This is a genomic window from Pseudenterobacter timonensis (assembly GCF_900021175.1).
GTDB lineage: Bacteria > Pseudomonadota > Gammaproteobacteria > Enterobacterales > Enterobacteriaceae > Enterobacter > Enterobacter timonensis.
Window position 1 is genome coordinate 614,097 of the sequence record NZ_FCOP01000011.1, and the last position, 17,772, is coordinate 631,868.

The following is a 17,772-nucleotide window of genomic DNA, read 5'->3' on the forward strand; positions in this document are numbered from 1 at the left end:
GGGAATTATTTGTTACGGGTCAGCTTTTCCAGATCGGCTTCGATTTCACTGATCTTGTTGGTGACGACGCTCTCCAGATGGCGCAGATCGTCCAGGATCTTGCGTTTAAGATCCACGTCGCTCCGGTCGCGCTGGCAGATTTGATCAAGCTCGTCGATCACGTAGCGCAGATTCGGGCTGATCTCCTGGACCTCTTTGTACCCCTGACCAATGCCATCGGCGACGACGGTTTTACGCTGGCGTGGATATTTGAACTTCACGCTTTTGGCGAAAAACTCACCTTTATCCTTGTGAAAATAGATTTTCAAAATGTCGTTATTCGCTTCCTGACGCAGACTGTAGCGATCGATCTCATCAGGATTGGTAATGCCCAGACTTTTCAGATTGTCGTACATAACGGTATCCTTGAAAACAACATAACCTTTGAATAATTAACGAAAAAATCTATTTCCGCCACCCACAAACGTAAAAAAAGCGGGGTAGCCCCCGCTTTTTTTATAGCTTATTAATCGATAGTACGCAGTAGTTCGTTAATCCCTACTTTGCCACGCGTTTTCGCATCGACTTTTTTCACAATCACCGCGCAGTAGAGGCTATATTTGCCATCTTTTGACGGCAGGTTGCCGGAAACCACCACCGAGCCCGCCGGAACGCGACCGTAATGGACTTCCCCTGTTTCGCGATCGTAAATTTTGGTGCTCTGACCGAGGTATACGCCCATGGAGATGACCGAGCCTTCCTCAACGATCACCCCTTCAACCACTTCGGAACGGGCACCGATAAAGCAGTTATCTTCGATGATGGTCGGGTTCGCCTGCAGCGGCTCCAGTACGCCGCCGATGCCGACGCCGCCGGAGAGATGAACGTTTTTACCGATCTGCGCGCAGGAGCCGACGGTTGCCCAGGTATCTACCATGGTCCCTTCGTCAACGTAGGCACCGATGTTCACGTAAGAAGGCATCAGCACCGTGTTACGGGCGATAAACGCGCCCTGACGCACCGCCGCTGGCGGCACCACGCGAAAGCCCTCTTTCTGGAAGCGCGCTTCGTCGTAATCGGCGAATTTCATCGGCACTTTATCGAAGTAGCGGCTTTCTGCACCTTCGATAACCTGGTTATCGTTAATACGGAAAGAGAGCAGGACAGCTTTTTTCAGCCACTGATGGGTCACCCACTGCCCGTCGATTTTTTCCGCGACGCGCAGCGCGCCGGAATCGAGCAGGGAAATGACCTGATTTACCGCTTCACGCGTGACGGTATCCACATTTGCCGGGGTGATCTCGGCGCGACGCTCAAAAGCGGTCTCAATAACGTTCTGTAACTGCTGCATGTTTACTCTTTCCATCTGTGTAAAAAATTCATCACCCTTTATCGTTTGGATTGAGGGCCGCTGTCAACCGTTGTTGTACCTCAAGCTGGAGCGCATTATTAAGGGCACGCCGGTCGGCGGTGGCGATTATAAATAAATCTTCTACTCGCTCACCAATAGTTGTAATTCTGGCGCCGTGCAGCGAAATTCCCAGATCCGCAAAAACCTGGCCGACGCGGGCAAGCAGCCCTGGCTGGTCGAGCGCGATCAGCTCAAGGAACGATTTTCGCTCGGTATGGGTCGGCAGGAAGTTAACTTCCGTATCGACGGTAAAGTGGCGCAATTTGGCTGGCTGACGGCGCGGCTGCGGCGGCTGCCAGCTGCGCTGGGTAATGGCCTGCTCCAGCCCGACGCGAATCGCGTCGTGGCGATCGGCGGAGAGCGGGCTGCCGTCCGGCTCAAGCACAATAAAGGTATCCATCGCCATCCCGTCGCGGGTGGTAAAGATCTGCGCGTCGTGAACGCTCAGGTTGCGCCTGTCCAGCTCGGCGCAGACGGCGGCAAAGAGGTAAGGGCGGTCGGGACTCCAGATAAAGATCTCCGTACCGCCGCGCGTCGCTTGTGGGCTCAGCAGAATCATCGGCTTCGACAGATCGTGCGCCAGCAGATGACGGGCGTGCCAGGCGAGCTGGTTTGGGCTGTGACGCACAAAGTAGTTCGCACGACAGCGCGCCCAAATCTGATGCAGCGCCTCTTCATCAATATTCTCCATACGCAGCAGCGCCAGCGCCTGAAGCTGGTGGTGACGTACGCGCTCGCGCATGTCCGGCGTATTCTGCATACCGCGGCGAAGTTGTTTTTCAGTGGCGAAGTAAAGCTCGCGCAGCAGGCTCTGCTTCCAGCTGTTCCACAGGGTTTCGTTGGTGGCGCAGATATCGGCCACCGTCAGGCAGACTAAAAAGCGCAGGCGGTTTTCGGTCTGCACAATCTCCGCGAACTGTTTAATCACCTCGGGGTCCTGGATATCGCGCCGCTGGGCGGTGACCGACATCAGCAGGTGATGGCGCACCAGCCAGGCCACCAGCTGCGTTTCGCGGGAGTTCAGTCCATGCAGCTCGGCGAACTTCAGCACGTCCTGCGCGCCAAGTACCGAGTGGTCCCCGCCGCGCCCTTTGGCGATATCGTGGAACAGGGCGGCGATCAGAATCAGCTCCGGGTGGTTGAGGCGCGGCCAGAGCTCCACGCACAGCGGATGTTTCGCGCGCGTCTCCTCTCTGGCGAAGCTCTCTAATTTCAGCATCACGCGAATGGTATGTTCATCCACCGTGTAGGCGTGAAAAAGATCGAACTGCATCTGCCCGACGATATGCGACCACTGGGGCATATAGGCCCATAAGACGCTGTGGCGGTGCATCGGCAGCAGGCCTCGGCTCACCGCGCCCGGGTGGCGCAGCATGCTGAGAAAGAGCGAACGCGCCTCAGGGATGTAGCACAGGGGTTGCGTCAGATGGCGTCGGGCATGGCGCAGATGGCGCAGAGTGGTGGAGTAGATGCCGGTAATAGTGCTGTTGCGCACCATGGTATAGAACATGCGCAGAATCGCCTGCGGCTCACGAATAAAGAGGGTATCGTCGCGCAGATCGATAAGCGTGCCGCGCAGCTGAAATTCATCATCAATCGGGCGCGGTTTTTCATCGGCGGGGAGCGCCAGGATCGCCTCGTCAAAGAGCTGAAGCAGCATCTGGTTAAGTTCCCCCACGCGGCGGGTGACGCGAAAGAAATCTTTCATCATCTGCTCTACCGGCTCGTTGCCTTCTCCGGTGTAGTTCAGACGCTGGGCGACGCTGAGCTGGCGGTCAAAGAGCAGACGGTTATCGTAGCGGCTTACCACCAGATGAAGGGCGAAGCGGATGCGCCACAGCAGATGCAGACACTCGTTCAGCTCGTTGCGCTCCGCTTCGGTGAGAAAGCCGAAGCCGACCATCTCATCCAGCGAGGTGGCGCCAAAGTGACGGCGCGCCACCCACTGTAACGTGTGGATATCGCGCAGGCCGCCGGGGCTGCTTTTGATATCCGGCTCCAGGTTGTAGCTGGTGCCGTGATAGCGCTGGTGGCGGACGTTCTGCTCTTCCACCTTGGCGGCGAAGAACTTTTCCGAAGGCCAGAAGCCGTCGCTAAAAATATGTTTTTGCAGCTCAAGAAACAGCGCCACGTCGCCAATCAGCAGACGCGTTTCGATCAGGTTGGTGGCGACGGTGAGATCCGACAGTCCTTCCAGCAGACACTCTTCCAGGGTACGCACGCTATGGCCGACTTCCAGCTTCACGTCCCACAGCAGCGTCAGCAATTCGCCACTCTTCTGCGCCTGCTCGTCCGGCAGGCGTTTCCGGCTGAGTATCAACAGATCGATATCCGAAAGCGGATGTAGTTCGCCTCGTCCGTAGCCGCCAACGGCTACCAGCGCCAGATCGGCCTCTTGCCCGAATCCCGCCTCTATCCACAGACGTTGCAGCAGCTGATCAATAAATTCGGTACGAGCTTCAATCAGCTGTTCTGCGGAAATACCGCTGTCAAAAGCGTCGCCCAGCCACTGCTGGAACCTGTCGATGTGGGATTTAATTCCGCTGACGGTGAGTTCGTCGCGCGACCAGGCGCCAGGGTTTTGCGGCTGGCCAGGAAGGGTGGGGAGTGCCGTATTCGCGTGCTGTTCAGGAAGTGTATTCATTGTGCGCCACCCATTAAAAAAGCCGGATGTCGGCGAAACGCCTTATCCGGCCTACGGGATAGTGCCATTTGTAGGCCTGATAAGCGCCAGCGCCATCAGGCAAAAAGTTATTCGTCGTGCGTAATGACCGCCGGGATGGTGTCATCCTTGCGCAACGTCAGAATTTCGCAGCCGTTTTCCGTCACCACAATAGTATGCTCATACTGCGCAGACAAGCTCCGGTCTTTGGTTTTTACCGTCCAGCCATCTTTCATGGTGCGGATGCGGTAGTCGCCGGCGTTGACCATCGGCTCCACGGTAAAGGTCATCCCTTTTTGCAGTACGACGCCGCCGTCGTCCGCATCATAGTGCAGCACCTGCGGCTCTTCGTGGAAGCCGCGGCCGATGCCGTGTCCGCAATATTCGCGCACCACGGAGAAGCCTTCCGCCTCAACGAACTTCTGGATCGCTGCGCCAAGGGAGCGCAGGCGGATACCCGGCTTCACCATCTTCAGCGCCAGGTAGAGGCTCTCCTGGGTCACCTTGCAGAGGCGCTCGCCCAGAATGGTTGGCTTACCGACGATAAACATCTTCGAGGTGTCGCCGTGGTAATCATCTTTAATGACGGTCACGTCGATGTTAACGATGTCGCCATCTTTCAGCAGTTTTTCATCGTCCGGGATACCGTGACATACCACCTCATTAATCGAGATGCAGACCGATTTCGGGAAGCCGTGGTAGCCGAGGCAGGCGGAAACCGCCTGTTGTTCGTTGACGATATAGTCGTTGCAGATGCGATCCAGCTCGCCGGTGCTGACGCCCGGTTTAATGTGCGGCTCGATCATTTCCAGCACTTCAGCGGCCAGACGACCGGCGACGCGCATTTTTTCGATTTCTTCAGGAGTTTTAATAAGGATTGCCATGTAATCTGTCCATCAGTGTCGGTCATGCCGACAATATGAGTCTACGTGTTGTCAATGGTATCAGCCCCCTGCACCTGCTGCCAAACTGAGAATCATTAACAGCACATCGGGCCAACATTTATTGGTTTCCATCGCTAAATTGTGGTATAAAGCGCGCCGGACTTCCGATCCATTTCAACTACACAGAATGGACGGAAGCGACAAATCTCACTATGTGTAACAACACACACGTATCGGCACATATTCCGGGGTGCCCTTCGGGGTCGGTAATATGGGATACGTGGAGGCATAACCCCAACTTTTAAATAGAGGTTTTAAACATGGCAACTGTTTCCATGCGCGACATGCTCAAGGCTGGTGTTCACTTCGGTCACCAGACCCGTTACTGGAACCCGAAAATGAAGCCGTTCATCTTCGGTGCGCGTAACAAAGTTCACATCATCAACCTTGAGAAAACTGTACCGATGTTCAACGAAGCTCTGGCTGAGCTGAACAAGATTGCTTCCCGTAAAGGTAAGATTCTGTTCGTTGGTACTAAACGCGCTGCAAGCGAAGCTGTGAAAGATGCTGCCAACAGCTGCGACCAGTTCTTCGTGAACCACCGCTGGCTGGGCGGTATGCTGACTAACTGGAAAACTGTTCGTCAGTCCATCAAGCGCCTGAAAGATCTGGAAACTCAGTCTCAGGACGGTACTTTCGACAAGCTGACCAAGAAAGAAGCGCTGATGCGCACTCGTGAGCTGGAAAAGCTGGAAAACAGCCTGGGCGGTATCAAAGATATGGGCGGTCTGCCGGACGCTCTGTTCGTTATCGACGCTGACCACGAGCACATCGCTATTAAAGAAGCTAACAACCTGGGTATTCCGGTATTCGCGATTGTTGATACCAACTCCGATCCAGACGGTGTTGACTTCGTTATCCCGGGTAACGACGACGCAATCCGTGCTGTTAGCCTGTACCTGAGCGCTGTTGCTGCTACCGTTCGTGAAGGCCGTTCCCAGGATCTGGCTTCTCAGGCGGAAGAAAGCTTCGTAGAAGCTGAATAATAAGGTTTAAGCCCTTATTTAGTACCGTGTATGGATAGGGGCCTCTTAGCGGCCCCTTTTTTCAATTCAAACTGTCTGGCCGATGACCGGGCAGTTCACACCTCCCGAGGATTTTAGAATGGCTGAAATTACCGCTTCCCTGGTAAAAGAGCTGCGCGAACGTACTGGCGCAGGCATGATGGATTGCAAAAAAGCGCTGACCGAAGCGAACGGCGACATCGAGCTGGCAATCGAAAACATGCGTAAGTCTGGTGCGATCAAAGCGGCGAAAAAAGCAGGCAACGTTGCTGCTGACGGCGTGATCATCACTAAGATTAACGGTAACTACGGTATCATCCTGGAAGTTAACTGCCAGACCGACTTCGTTGCTAAAGATGCTGGTTTCCAGGCATTCGCTAACAAAGTTCTGGATGCAGCCGTTGCGGGTAAAATCACTGACGTTGAAGTGCTGAAAGCGCAGTTCGAAGAAGAGCGCGTTGCGCTGGTTGCTAAAATCGGTGAGAACATCAACATCCGTCGCGTAGCTTCCCTGGAAGGCGACGTTCTGGGCTCTTACCAGCACGGCGCGCGTATCGGCGTTCTGGTTGCGGCTAAAGGCGCTGACGAAGAGCTGGTTAAACAGCTGGCTATGCACATCGCTGCAAGCAAGCCGGAATTTGTTAAGCCGGAAGATGTGTCTGCTGAAGTGGTAGAAAAAGAGTACCAGGTTCAGCTGGACATCGCCATGCAGTCCGGTAAGCCGAAAGAGATCGCAGAGAAAATGGTTGAAGGCCGCATGAAGAAATTCACCGGCGAAGTTTCTCTGACCGGCCAGCCGTTCGTTATGGACCCGAGCAAATCTGTTGCTCAGCTGCTGAAAGAGCACAACGCTGATGTAACTGGCTTCATCCGCTTCGAAGTGGGCGAAGGCATCGAAAAAGTTGAGACTGACTTCGCAGCAGAAGTTGCTGCCATGTCCAAGCAGTCTTAATAAATGAAAAGGAGCCGCCTGAGGGCGGCTTCTTTTTGTGCCCCTCATGTAAAAATCAGACGGACTCCAGGAGTCCTGGTGCTGGTAAGCGACATAGTATGTCGTCAGAATTAACCCCATCTTAATCGTTGACAGTCTCAGGAAAGAAACATGGCTACCAATGCAAAACCCGTGTACAAACGCATTCTGCTTAAGCTGAGTGGCGAAGCGCTGCAGGGAGCGGAAGGCTTCGGTATTGACGCAAGCATTCTTGATCGCATGGCACAGGAAATCAAAGAACTGGTTGAACTGGGCATTCAGGTTGGCGTAGTCATTGGCGGTGGTAACCTTTTCCGTGGCGCAGGTCTGGCGAAAGCGGGTATGAATCGCGTTGTGGGCGACCACATGGGCATGCTGGCTACCGTGATGAACGGCCTGGCGATGCGTGATGCGCTTCATCGCGCCTATGTGAACGCCCGCCTGATGTCCGCTATTCCGCTGAATGGCGTGTGCGATAACTACAGCTGGGCTGAAGCGATCAGCCTGCTGCGTAACAACCGCGTGGTGATCCTCTCCGCCGGTACGGGTAATCCGTTCTTTACTACCGATTCCGCAGCCTGCCTGCGCGGGATCGAGATCGAAGCTGACGTCGTACTGAAGGCCACGAAGGTGGATGGCGTGTTTACCGCCGATCCGGCAAAAGATCCTTCCGCTACCATGTACGATCAGCTGACCTACAGCGAAGTGCTGGATAAAGAGCTGAAAGTGATGGATCTTGCCGCCTTCACGCTGGCTCGCGACCATAAATTGCCAATTCGCGTATTCAATATGAATAAGCCGGGCGCGCTGCGCCGCGTGGTAATGGGCGAAAAAGAGGGCACGCTGATTACGGAATAATTTCCGTCAGCGATAAATACAGGTAAGATTCCGTTCTAATTGTAGTGGTACCTTACCTGGACGCGCCTTTGGCGTTGCCATGAATTAAACGCGACTATACTTAGCACAGCCCCGCGGCTGTGCTGGCGGATAGTCTGCCTGAGACAAGCTTTCAAGGATTCGTAACGTGATTAACGACATCAGAAAAGACGCTGAAGTACGCATGGAAAAATGCGTAGAAGCGTTCAAAAACCAAATCAGCAAAGTGCGTACTGGCCGCGCTTCCCCAAGCCTGCTGGATGGCATCGTCGTGGAATACTACGGTACGCCGACGCCGCTGCGTCAGCTGGCTAACGTTACCGTGGAAGATACCCGTACGCTGAAAATCAACGTATTCGACCGCTCTATGGGGCCGGCCGTTGAGAAAGCGATTATGGCGTCCGACCTGGGTCTGAACCCAAGCTCCGCGGGCACCGATATCCGCGTTCCGCTGCCGCCGCTGACCGAAGAGCGCCGTAAAGATCTGATCAAAGTTGTGCGTGGCGAAGCAGAGCAGGGACGTGTTTCCGTACGTAACGTACGTCGCGATGCGAACGATAAGGTCAAGGCGCTGCTGAAAGAGAAAGAGATCAGCGAAGATGACGATCGTCGTTCTCAGGACGAGGTACAGAAGCTGACCGACGCGGCAATCAAGAAAATTGATGCGGCGCTGGCAGACAAAGAAGCGGAACTGATGCAGTTCTGATTCTCTTCGTATATGGATAAACGCCGTTCAGGGGGCCACTGCGCCTTGCTGGCGGCGTTTTGCTTTTATCTGGTCTAACGTGGGCATTTCATGAAGCATTTAACTCTTCTCGGCTCAACCGGCTCTATCGGTTGCAGCACTCTCGACGTTGTTCGCCACAATCCTGAACACTATACGGTAACCGCGCTGGTAGCCGGAAAAAACGTGGAGCGCATGGTGGAGCAGTGTCTGGAGTTCACTCCCCGCTATGCGGTGATGGACGATGAGGAAAGCGCGCGCACGCTTAAATCGCAACTGGCCCAGCAGGGAAGCCGGACAGAGGTGATGAGCGGACAGCAGGCAGCCTGCGAGATGGCTGCCCTGGATGAGGTGGATCAGGTGATGGCGGCAATCGTCGGGGCGGCAGGGCTTCTGCCGACGCTTGCCGCTATTGACGCCGGTAAAGATGTGCTGCTGGCGAATAAAGAGTCGCTGGTGACCTGCGGACGGCTATTTATGGAAGCTGTAAAGCAGCGCGGCGCGCGTCTTTTACCGGTCGATAGCGAGCACAACGCGATTTTTCAGAGTTTACCGCAACCTTTTCAGGAAAACCTGGGGTACGCTGACCTGGAGCAGAATGGCGTGGTATCTATTCTGCTTACCGGGTCTGGTGGCCCGTTTCGCGAGACGCCGCTGTCTGAACTGAGCGCGATGACGCCGGATCAAGCCTGTCGTCATCCGAACTGGTCAATGGGACGCAAAATCTCCGTTGACTCCGCCACCATGATGAATAAAGGTCTGGAATACATTGAAGCCCGCTGGCTCTTTAATGCGTCGGCGAAACAGATGGAAGTGCTGATTCACCCGCAATCGGTGATCCACTCCATGGTGCGCTATCAGGATGGCAGCGTGCTTGCGCAATTGGGCGAACCGGATATGCGCACCCCCATCGCGCATGCGATGGCCTGGCCGAAGCGCGTTATCTCTGGTGCAAAACCGCTCGATTTCTGCAAGCTAAGCGCGCTGACCTTCTGCGAGCCGGATTACGATCGTTACCCGTGCCTGCGTCTGGCGATGGAAGCCTTTGAAAAAGGGCAGGCGGCGACCACCGCCCTGAATGCGGCTAATGAAATTAGCGTGGAGGCCTTCCTGAATCAGCAGATTCGCTTTACGGATATCGCCGCGCTGAATCTCGCCGTTCTTGAGGCGATGGATTTGCGCGAGCCGCAAAGCGTGGAAGCCGTACTGGCGGTTGATGCGCAGGCGCGTGCCGAAGCCCGTCAACGAGTGATGCGTATCGCAAGCTGGTGATATTACCGCCACCAGTCGTCGTGCTATTTGTTAGCGTAGGGCTTCAGTGATATAGTCTGCGCCACCTGATCGCAGGTATTTGACTTTCAGTGGTCAGGTAAGCCGTGGTTTGACACGGCTTTTTTATGTAAAGGCTTCAGTATTCCTGAGTACCGTTAAATCCTTTCAGGGACTAAAAACGCGTTATGCTGTCTGCGAACCAACCAATAAGCGATAACTTGCCAGCTCATGGCTGCCGCCATGTAGCAATCATCATGGATGGCAATGGCCGCTGGGCGAAAAGACAAGGGAAGATCAGAGCCTTTGGGCATAAAGCGGGGGCGAAATCCGTTCGCCGCGCCGTCTCTTTTGCCGCGAATAACGGGATTGACGCGTTAACGCTCTATGCTTTCAGCAGTGAAAACTGGAATCGACCCGCGCAGGAAGTAACTGCGTTGATGGAGCTGTTCGTGTGGGCGCTCGATAGCGAGGTGAAAAGCCTGCACCGCCACAACGTCCGTCTGCGCATTATCGGCGATACCAGTCGATTTAACTCGCGTTTGCAGGAACGTATTCGTAAAGCGGAAGCGCTGACCGCCGGTAATACCGGCCTGACGCTGAATATCGCGGCGAACTACGGCGGACGCTGGGATATTATCCAGGGCGTTCGGCATCTGGCCGAACAGGTTCAGGAAGGGTTGTTAACTCCCGACCAGATTGATGAAGAGGCGCTGAACCGGCAAATCTGCATGAATGAGCTGGCGCCGGTGGATTTGGTAATTAGGACAGGGGGAGAGCATCGCATCAGTAATTTTTTGCTTTGGCAAATTGCCTATGCCGAACTTTACTTTACAGATGTTCTTTGGCCCGATTTTGATGAACAAGACTTTGAAGGTGCGCTGCATGCCTTTGCCAATCGAGAGCGCCGTTTCGGCGGCACCGAGCCAGGTGGCGACAAAGCCTGATGGGGGTAGCTTTTGCTGAAGTATCGCCTGATTTCCGCTTTTGTATTAATACCCATCGTTATCGCGGCGCTCTTTTTGCTGCCTCCGGTGGGATTCGCCATTGTCACGCTGGTGGTCTGTATGCTCGCCGCCTGGGAATGGGGACAGCTTAGCGGCTTTACCTCGCGTACGCAGCGGGTTTGGCTGGCGGTACTCTGTGGCCTGCTGCTGGCGGTGATGCTTTTTGCGCTGCCGGAATATCATCACGATATTCATCAGCCAATGGTGGCGGGCTCCCTTTGGGCCTCTTTAGGCTGGTGGGTTGCCGCACTGCTGCTGGTCCTGTTCTACCCCGGCTCGGCGGCTCTCTGGCGTAATTCGAAAACGCTGCGCCTGATCTTTGGTCTGCTGACCATTATTCCCTTCTTCTGGGGCATGGTTGCGCTGCGCGCCTGGCATTATGACGATAACCACTACAGCGGCGCATTATGGCTCCTCTATGTCATGATCCTTGTCTGGGGCGCGGATTCCGGCGCCTATATGTTCGGCAAACTGTTTGGTAAACATAAGCTGGCACCAAAAGTCTCCCCGGGGAAAACCTGGCAGGGCTTTATCGGCGGTCTGTTCACGGCGGCGATTATCTCCTGGGGATATGGCGTTTGGGCAAATCTGAATGTCGCGCCGTCGATACTGCTGGTATGCTCTATTTTTGCCGCACTCGCCTCGGTGCTGGGCGATTTGACCGAGAGTATGTTTAAGCGCGAAGCAGGGATTAAAGATAGCGGTCACCTTATTCCGGGTCATGGCGGTATACTGGACCGCATTGATAGCCTTACGGCGGCGGTGCCAGTGTTTGCATGCCTGCTGCTGCTGGTATTTGGGACGATTTAACGGAAGGATATATGCTGAGCATTCTCTGGAATCTGGCTGCGTTTATTGTTGCATTAGGTGTTCTGATCACCGTGCATGAGTTTGGCCATTTCTGGGTTGCTCGGCGCTGCGGCGTGCGGGTGGAGCGTTTCTCCATCGGTTTTGGCAAGGGGCTCTGGAAACGCACTGACCGCCACGGTACCGAGTTTGTTATCGCCCTTATCCCTCTGGGCGGTTATGTCAAAATGCTGGATGAGCGCGTCGAGCCCGTCGCGCCTGAAATGCGTCACTACGCTTTTAACAATAAAACCGTCGGCCAGCGTGCCGCCATCATCGCCGCCGGTCCGGTTGCAAACTTCATTTTCGCTATTTTCGCCTACTGGCTGGTGTTTATCATCGGTGTCCCTGGCGTTCGTCCGGTTGTCGGTGAGATTACCCCCAACTCCATCGCGGCCAGTGCGCAAATTACGCCAGGCATGGAACTAAAAGCGGTTGATGGCATCGAAACCCCAGACTGGGATGCCGTGCGTTTGCAGCTGGTGGCGAAAATCGGCGACGCGCAGACAAAAGTGAGCGTTGCCCCCTTTGGTTCCGACCAGCAGCAGGAAAAAGTGCTGGATCTGCGCCACTGGGCATTTGAGCCCGACAAAGACGATCCGATTGCCTCTCTGGGGATTCGTCCGCGCGGTGCGCAAATCGATCCGGTGTTAGCTGAAGTGCAGAATGATTCGGCTGCGCATAAAGCAGGTTTGCAAGCGGGCGACAGGATCGTTAAAGTCGATGGTCAGCCGTTAACAGAGTGGATGACCTTTGTTACGCTAGTACGCGATAATCCAGGCAAACCTCTGGCCCTGGAGATCGAACGGCAGGGGAGTGCGGTTGTCCTAACGCTGACCCCGGATTCCAGGTCAGTCGGTGGAAGAGCACAAGGTTTTGCAGGCGTTGTTCCAGAAGTGGTTCCGCTGCCTGATGAGTACAAAACAATACGCCAGTATGGGCCGTTCAGCGCCATTCTTGAAGCCACGGATAAAACCTGGCAACTGATGAAGCTGACGGTCAACATGTTGGGGAAATTGATTACCGGTGACGTAAAACTGAACAACCTCAGTGGGCCTATCTCGATCGCTCAGGGGGCTGGGATGTCAGCGGAGTTCGGGGTGATCTACTATCTCATGTTCCTTGCGCTCATTAGCGTGAACCTGGGAATAATCAACCTGTTTCCGCTTCCTGTCTTAGACGGGGGTCATCTGCTCTTTTTAGCAATCGAAAAGCTAAAAGGCAGACCGGTATCCGAGCGAGTTCAAGACTTTAGCTATCGCATCGGCTCGATTTTGCTGGTGCTGCTAATGGGGCTTGCACTTTTCAATGATTTCTCTCGGTTGTAAGAGAGTTAGTTAGGAAGAACGCATAATAACGATGGCGATGAAAAAGTTGCTCATAGCGTCGCTGCTGTTCAGCAGCGCCACCGTATACGGTGCTGACGGGTTCGTAGTGAAAGACATTCATTTCGAAGGCCTTCAGCGTGTCGCCGTTGGTGCGGCCCTCCTCAGTATGCCTGTGCGCCCTGGCGACACGGTTAATGATGAAGACATCAGTAATACCATCCGCGCCCTGTTTGCCACCGGCAACTTCGAGGATGTCCGTGTCCTTCGCGATGGCGATACGCTGCTGGTTCAGGTGAAAGAGCGTCCGACGATTGCCAGTATCACCTTCTCCGGCAACAAGTCGGTGAAAGACGATATGCTCAAGCAAAACCTTGAGGCATCCGGCGTGCGCGTAGGCGAATCCCTGGACCGCACCACTCTGTCCGATATCGAGAAAGGGCTGGAAGATTTCTACTACAGCGTGGGTAAATACAGCGCCAGCGTCAAAGCGGTTGTCACCCCGCTGCCGCGTAACCGCGTCGACCTGAAGCTGGTATTCCAGGAGGGCGTCTCCGCGAAAATCCAGCAGATTAACATTGTCGGCAACCACGCATTTTCCACTGACGAGCTGATCTCTACCTTCCAGCTGCGCGACGAAGTGCCGTGGTGGAACGTTGTGGGCGATCGCAAATACCAGAAGCAAAAGCTGGCGGGCGACCTCGAAACCCTGCGCAGCTACTATCTGGATCGCGGCTACGCGCGCTTTAACATCGATTCGACTCAGGTCAGCCTGACGCCGGACAAAAAAGGGATCTATATCACCATCAACGTCACCGAAGGCGAGCAGTACAAGCTTTCCGGCGTAGAGGTGAATGGCAACCTGGCGGGCCACTCTGCTGAAATCGAGAGCCTGACGAAGCTTGAGCCGGGCGAACTCTACAGCGGTTCGAAAGTAACCAAAATGGAAGACGGCATTAAAAAGCTGCTCGGCCGTTACGGTTATGCCTATCCGCGCGTGCAGACTCAGCCAGAGATCAACGATGCGGATAAGACCGTGAAACTTCACGTCAACGTTGACGCGGGCAACCGCTTCTACGTGCGTAAAATCCGCTTCGAAGGGAACGACACCTCCAAAGATTCCGTTCTGCGTCGCGAAATGCGCCAGATGGAAGGGGCATGGCTGGGTAGCGATCTGGTCGATCAGGGTAAAGAGCGTCTGAACCGTCTGGGCTACTTCGAAACGGTTGATACTGACACCCAACGCGTACCGGGCAGCCCGGACCAGGTGGATGTCGTCTATAAGGTGAAAGAACGTAACACCGGTAGCTTCAACTTTGGTATCGGTTACGGTACCGAAAGCGGCGTCAGCTTCCAGGTCGGTGTTCAGCAGGATAACTGGTTAGGTACCGGTTATTCCGTGGGCATCAACGGCACCAAGAACGATTATCAGACCTACTCTGAGTTCTCCGTCACCAACCCGTACTTCACCGTTGACGGTGTGAGCCTGGGTGGTCGTATCTTCTACAACGACTTTAAAGCAGACGATGCGGACCTCTCTACTTATACCAACAAAAGCTACGGTCTGGACGGTACGCTTGGCTTCCCGGTTAACGAGTACAACACCCTGCGTGCCGGCTTAGGTTATGTGCATAACGACCTGTCCAACATGCAGCCGCAGGTGGCGATGTGGCGTTACCTGGATTCTATCGGCCAGTCGGCAAGTACGACTTCCGATGACAACGGCTTCGCTGCTGATGACTTCACCTTCAACTACGGCTGGACCTATAACCACCTTGACCGCGGCTTCTTCCCGACGGACGGTTCCCGCATCAACCTGAATGGTAAAGTGACCATTCCGGGCTCCGATAACGAGTTCTATAAGGTGACGCTGGATACCGCCTCCTACTTCCCGATCGATGACGATCATAAGTGGGTGGTTCTGGGTCGTACCCGTTGGGGCTATGGTGATGGTATCGGTAGCAAAGAGCTGCCGTTCTATGAGAACTTCTATGCCGGTGGTTCCAGCACCGTTCGTGGCTTCCAGTCCAACAACATCGGTCCGAAAGCGGTTTACTACGGCGGTAACGACGACGATAACTGCAACAAAGGCGCCGGACAGCTCTGTAGCTCTGACGATGCGGTGGGCGGTAACGCCATGGCCGTAGCAAGCCTGGAGTTTATCACGCCGACGCCGTTTATCAGCGATAAGTATGCAAACTCGGTACGTACCTCCTTCTTCGTGGACGCCGGTACGGTATGGGATACCAACTGGAGCACGACCGGGATGCCGAGTGATGTACCGGACTATAGCGATCCGAGCAACATTCGTATGTCTGCCGGTATCGCATTACAATGGATGTCACCATTGGGGCCGTTGGTTTTCTCCTACGCCCAACCGTTTAAGAAATACGATGGAGACGAAGCGGAGCAGTTCCAGTTTAACATTGGAAAAACCTGGTAATTGCCTGCCGCAAAGGAATGCTTTAGTAGTGTAGCGCTGACAACAGGCGATCCCTCTGGCGATCGCCTTGCCACGCAAAGAACGGTACCTTCTGGTGCCAATGGGATGGTAAGGAGTTAATTGTGAAAAATTGGTTATTAGCTGCGGGTCTCGGTTTAGCGATGGCAACCTCCGCTCAGGCAGCAGACAAGATTGCAATCGTTAACATGGGTAGCCTGTTCCAGCAGGTAGCGCAGAAAACCGGCGTTTCCGCAAAAATGGAAAGTGAATTTAAAAGCCGCGCCAGCGAACTGCAGCGTATGGAAGGCGATCTGCAAAGCAAAATGCAGCGTCTGCAGCGTGATGGTTCTACCATGAAGGCGAGCGAACGCAGCAAGCTGGAAAAAGATGTGATGGCACAGCGCCAGACTTTCTCTCAGAAAGCGCAGGCTTTCGAGCAGGATCGTCAGCGTCGTTCCAACGAAGAACGCGGCAAGCTGGTTACTCGTATCCAGACTGCAGTGAAAAAAGTGGCAGCTGACGAAGACATCGATCTGGTCGTTGATGCTAACGCTGTTGCCTTCAACAGCAGCGACGTGAAAGATATCACTGCTGATGTACTGAAACAGGTTAAATAAGTAATGCCTTCTATTCGACTGGCTGATCTCGCTCAGCAGTTGGATGCAGAATTACACGGTGATGGCGATATCGTCATCACCGGTGTTGCGTCCATGCAATCTGCTAAAGCAGGCAACATTACCTTCATGGTAAGCCCGAAGTACCGTGAACACCTGGCCCAGTGTCAGGCGTCTGCTGTCGTTCTGACGCAGGACGATCTTCCGTTCGCCACGGGTAGCGCGCTGGTAGTGAAAAATCCCTACCTGACCTACGCCCGTATGGCACAAATTCTTGATACCACGCCGCAGCCGGCGCAAAACATTGCGGCCAGCGCCGTGATTGACCCGACGGCGAAGCTGGGTAACAACGTGGCAATCGGCCCCAACGCGGTAATTGAATCGGACGTTATCCTTGGCGATAACGTCGTGATTGGCGCGGGTTGCTTCGTGGGTAAAAAAACGAAAATCGGCGCAGGCTCTCGTCTTTGGGCCAACGTTACGATCTATCACGAGATTGAAATCGGCGAACAGTGTCTGATTCAGTCCGGCACCGTCATTGGCGCGGATGGATTTGGCTATGCCAACGATCGCGGCAACTGGGTGAAGATCCCGCAGCTGGGCCGCGTTATTATTGGCGATCGCGTTGAGATCGGCGCCAGTACCACGATCGACCGCGGGGCGCTCGACGATACGATCATTGGTAACGGTGTAATCATCGATAATCAGTGCCAGATTGCACATAACGTTGTGATTGGCGACAATACCGCAGTTGCGGGCGGCGTGATCATGGCGGGTAGCCTGAAAATTGGCCGCTATTGCATGATCGGTGGCGCCAGCGTGATTAACGGGCATATGGAAATATGCGACAAAGTCACGGTGACGGGCATGGGTATGGTGATGCGTCCTATCACCGAACCGGGTGTCTACTCCTCCGGCATTCCGCTGCAACCGAACAAAGTTTGGCGTAAAACCGCAGCACTGGTGATGAATATTGATGATATGAGCAAGCGACTCAAGGCGATTGAGCGCAAGATCGATCAGCAAGATTAAGCTTCATCTTTACGTCTTTTTCCGGCCTGTCGGCTTTTTTATGCAAATTCATTCGAGCCGCATCGACGCGGTGAGCAAAGAACCTCCGGAAACACGGAAGTGGATGTCAACGGGGTTTCTGAGTAGCCAACGCGGCGGCTCGAAGGATGACGTGTAAACCGGCGGGCCGTGTTATTATTGCTATTTAGTACATTTGACAGGAAGAGTATTTTGACTACTGACACTCATACTCTGCATATTGAAGAGATTTTAGAGCTTCTGCCGCACCGTTTTCCGTTTTTGCTGGTCGATCGTGTGCTGGACTTTGAAGAAGGTCGTTTTCTGCGCGCAGTGAAAAATGTTTCCGTAAATGAGCCTTTTTTCCAGGGACATTTTCCGGGCAAACCCATTTTTCCGGGCGTATTGATCCTGGAAGCGATGGCTCAGGCCACCGGTATCCTCGCGTTTAAAAGCGTGGGCAAACTGGAGCCAGGTGAACTTTACTACTTCGCAGGTATTGATGAAGCGCGCTTTAAGCGCCCTGTCGTACCAGGCGACCAGATGATTATGGAAGTCACCTTTGAAAAAACGCGTCGCGGCCTGACTCGCTTCAAAGGCGTTGCTCTGGTTGACGGCAAAGTTGTTTGCGAAGCGACTATGATGTGTGCGCGTAGCCGGGAGGCCTGA

Annotated in this window: 17 protein-coding genes; 13 read left to right on the forward strand and 4 right to left on the reverse strand. The window is 54.4% G+C overall.

The window, feature by feature from the left end; translation table 11 throughout:
* Positions 1 to 5: 5 nt before the first annotated feature.
* From BN3796_RS09165 to glnD, 3 genes are all read right to left on the reverse strand, one after another.
* The gene (locus BN3796_RS09165; protein WP_061708053.1) at positions 6 to 395 is read right to left on the reverse strand and encodes a DUF3461 family protein; all 390 of its coding nucleotides are present in this window, start codon (positions 393 to 395) and stop codon (positions 6 to 8) included.
* A gap of 110 nt (positions 396 to 505) precedes the next feature.
* On the reverse strand, positions 506 to 1,330 hold the full coding sequence (gene dapD / locus BN3796_RS09170) for a 2,3,4,5-tetrahydropyridine-2,6-dicarboxylate N-succinyltransferase (RefSeq protein WP_061708054.1): 825 nt from the start codon (positions 1,328 to 1,330) through the stop codon (positions 506 to 508).
* Between the two features lie 31 nt (positions 1,331 to 1,361).
* Entirely contained in the window at positions 1,362 to 4,034 is a 2,673-nt protein-coding gene (glnD, locus tag BN3796_RS09175; RefSeq protein WP_061708055.1) for a bifunctional uridylyltransferase/uridylyl-removing protein GlnD, read from the reverse strand.
* Between the two features lies 1 nt (position 4,035).
* Between glnD and BN3796_RS21085 the strand changes: the two genes are divergently transcribed.
* Positions 4,036 to 4,158 carry a hypothetical protein gene (locus BN3796_RS21085; protein WP_262360320.1) on the forward strand — a complete coding sequence of 41 codons (123 nt, stop codon included), beginning with the start codon at positions 4,036 to 4,038 and terminating at the stop codon, positions 4,156 to 4,158.
* Here the strand turns inward: BN3796_RS21085 and map are convergent.
* Positions 4,142 to 4,936 carry a type I methionyl aminopeptidase gene (gene map / locus BN3796_RS09180; protein WP_061708056.1) on the reverse strand — a complete coding sequence of 265 codons (795 nt, stop codon included), beginning with the start codon at positions 4,934 to 4,936 and terminating at the stop codon, positions 4,142 to 4,144. The two genes, BN3796_RS21085 and map, sit on opposite strands and share 17 nt — an antisense overlap.
* A 320-nt stretch (positions 4,937 to 5,256) precedes the next feature.
* Between map and rpsB the strand changes: the two genes are divergently transcribed.
* The 12 genes from rpsB (at position 5,257) to fabZ (ending at position 17,772) form a co-directional block, all read left to right on the forward strand.
* Positions 5,257 to 5,982 carry a 30S ribosomal protein S2 gene (gene rpsB / locus BN3796_RS09185; RefSeq protein ID WP_061708057.1) on the forward strand — a complete coding sequence of 242 codons (726 nt, stop codon included), beginning with the start codon at positions 5,257 to 5,259 and terminating at the stop codon, positions 5,980 to 5,982.
* A 118-nt stretch (positions 5,983 to 6,100) separates the two neighbouring features.
* On the forward strand, positions 6,101 to 6,952 hold the full coding sequence (gene tsf, locus BN3796_RS09190) for a translation elongation factor Ts (RefSeq protein WP_061708058.1): 852 nt from the start codon (positions 6,101 to 6,103) through the stop codon (positions 6,950 to 6,952).
* Positions 6,953 to 7,102: 150 nt separating this feature from the next.
* Entirely contained in the window at positions 7,103 to 7,828 is a 726-nt protein-coding gene (gene pyrH / locus BN3796_RS09195; protein WP_061708059.1) for a UMP kinase, read from the forward strand.
* Between the two features lie 166 nt (positions 7,829 to 7,994).
* Positions 7,995 to 8,552, forward strand: a complete 558-nt coding sequence (frr, locus tag BN3796_RS09200) for a ribosome recycling factor (RefSeq protein WP_061708060.1) — start codon at positions 7,995 to 7,997, stop codon at positions 8,550 to 8,552.
* Between the two features lie 90 nt (positions 8,553 to 8,642).
* Positions 8,643 to 9,842 (forward strand): 1-deoxy-D-xylulose-5-phosphate reductoisomerase, encoded by a 1,200-nt coding sequence (gene ispC, locus BN3796_RS09205; protein ID WP_061708061.1) that lies wholly within the window; start codon positions 8,643 to 8,645, stop codon positions 9,840 to 9,842.
* Between the two features lie 185 nt (positions 9,843 to 10,027).
* Positions 10,028 to 10,786: a (2E,6E)-farnesyl-diphosphate-specific ditrans,polycis-undecaprenyl-diphosphate synthase gene (gene ispU / locus BN3796_RS09210; RefSeq protein ID WP_061708062.1), complete on the forward strand. Its 759-nt coding sequence runs from the start codon at positions 10,028 to 10,030 to the stop codon at positions 10,784 to 10,786.
* 12 nt (positions 10,787 to 10,798) lie between these two features.
* Entirely contained in the window at positions 10,799 to 11,656 is an 858-nt protein-coding gene (gene cdsA, locus BN3796_RS09215) for a phosphatidate cytidylyltransferase (RefSeq protein ID WP_061708063.1), read from the forward strand.
* Between the two features lie 11 nt (positions 11,657 to 11,667).
* Entirely contained in the window at positions 11,668 to 13,020 is a 1,353-nt protein-coding gene (gene rseP, locus BN3796_RS09220) for a sigma E protease regulator RseP (protein WP_061708064.1), read from the forward strand.
* Positions 13,021 to 13,051: 31 nt separating this feature from the next.
* Positions 13,052 to 15,460 (forward strand): outer membrane protein assembly factor BamA, encoded by a 2,409-nt coding sequence (gene bamA / locus BN3796_RS09225; protein ID WP_061708065.1) that lies wholly within the window; start codon positions 13,052 to 13,054, stop codon positions 15,458 to 15,460.
* A 122-nt stretch (positions 15,461 to 15,582) separates the two neighbouring features.
* A complete protein-coding gene (gene skp, locus BN3796_RS09230; RefSeq protein WP_061708066.1) occupies positions 15,583 to 16,077 on the forward strand; it encodes a molecular chaperone Skp in 495 nt (164 codons plus the stop codon).
* 3 nt (positions 16,078 to 16,080) lie between these two features.
* Positions 16,081 to 17,106: a UDP-3-O-(3-hydroxymyristoyl)glucosamine N-acyltransferase gene (gene lpxD, locus BN3796_RS09235; protein WP_061708067.1), complete on the forward strand. Its 1,026-nt coding sequence runs from the start codon at positions 16,081 to 16,083 to the stop codon at positions 17,104 to 17,106.
* 210 nt (positions 17,107 to 17,316) lie between these two features.
* The gene (gene fabZ / locus BN3796_RS09240; RefSeq protein WP_006817227.1) at positions 17,317 to 17,772 is read left to right on the forward strand and encodes a 3-hydroxyacyl-ACP dehydratase FabZ; all 456 of its coding nucleotides are present in this window, start codon (positions 17,317 to 17,319) and stop codon (positions 17,770 to 17,772) included.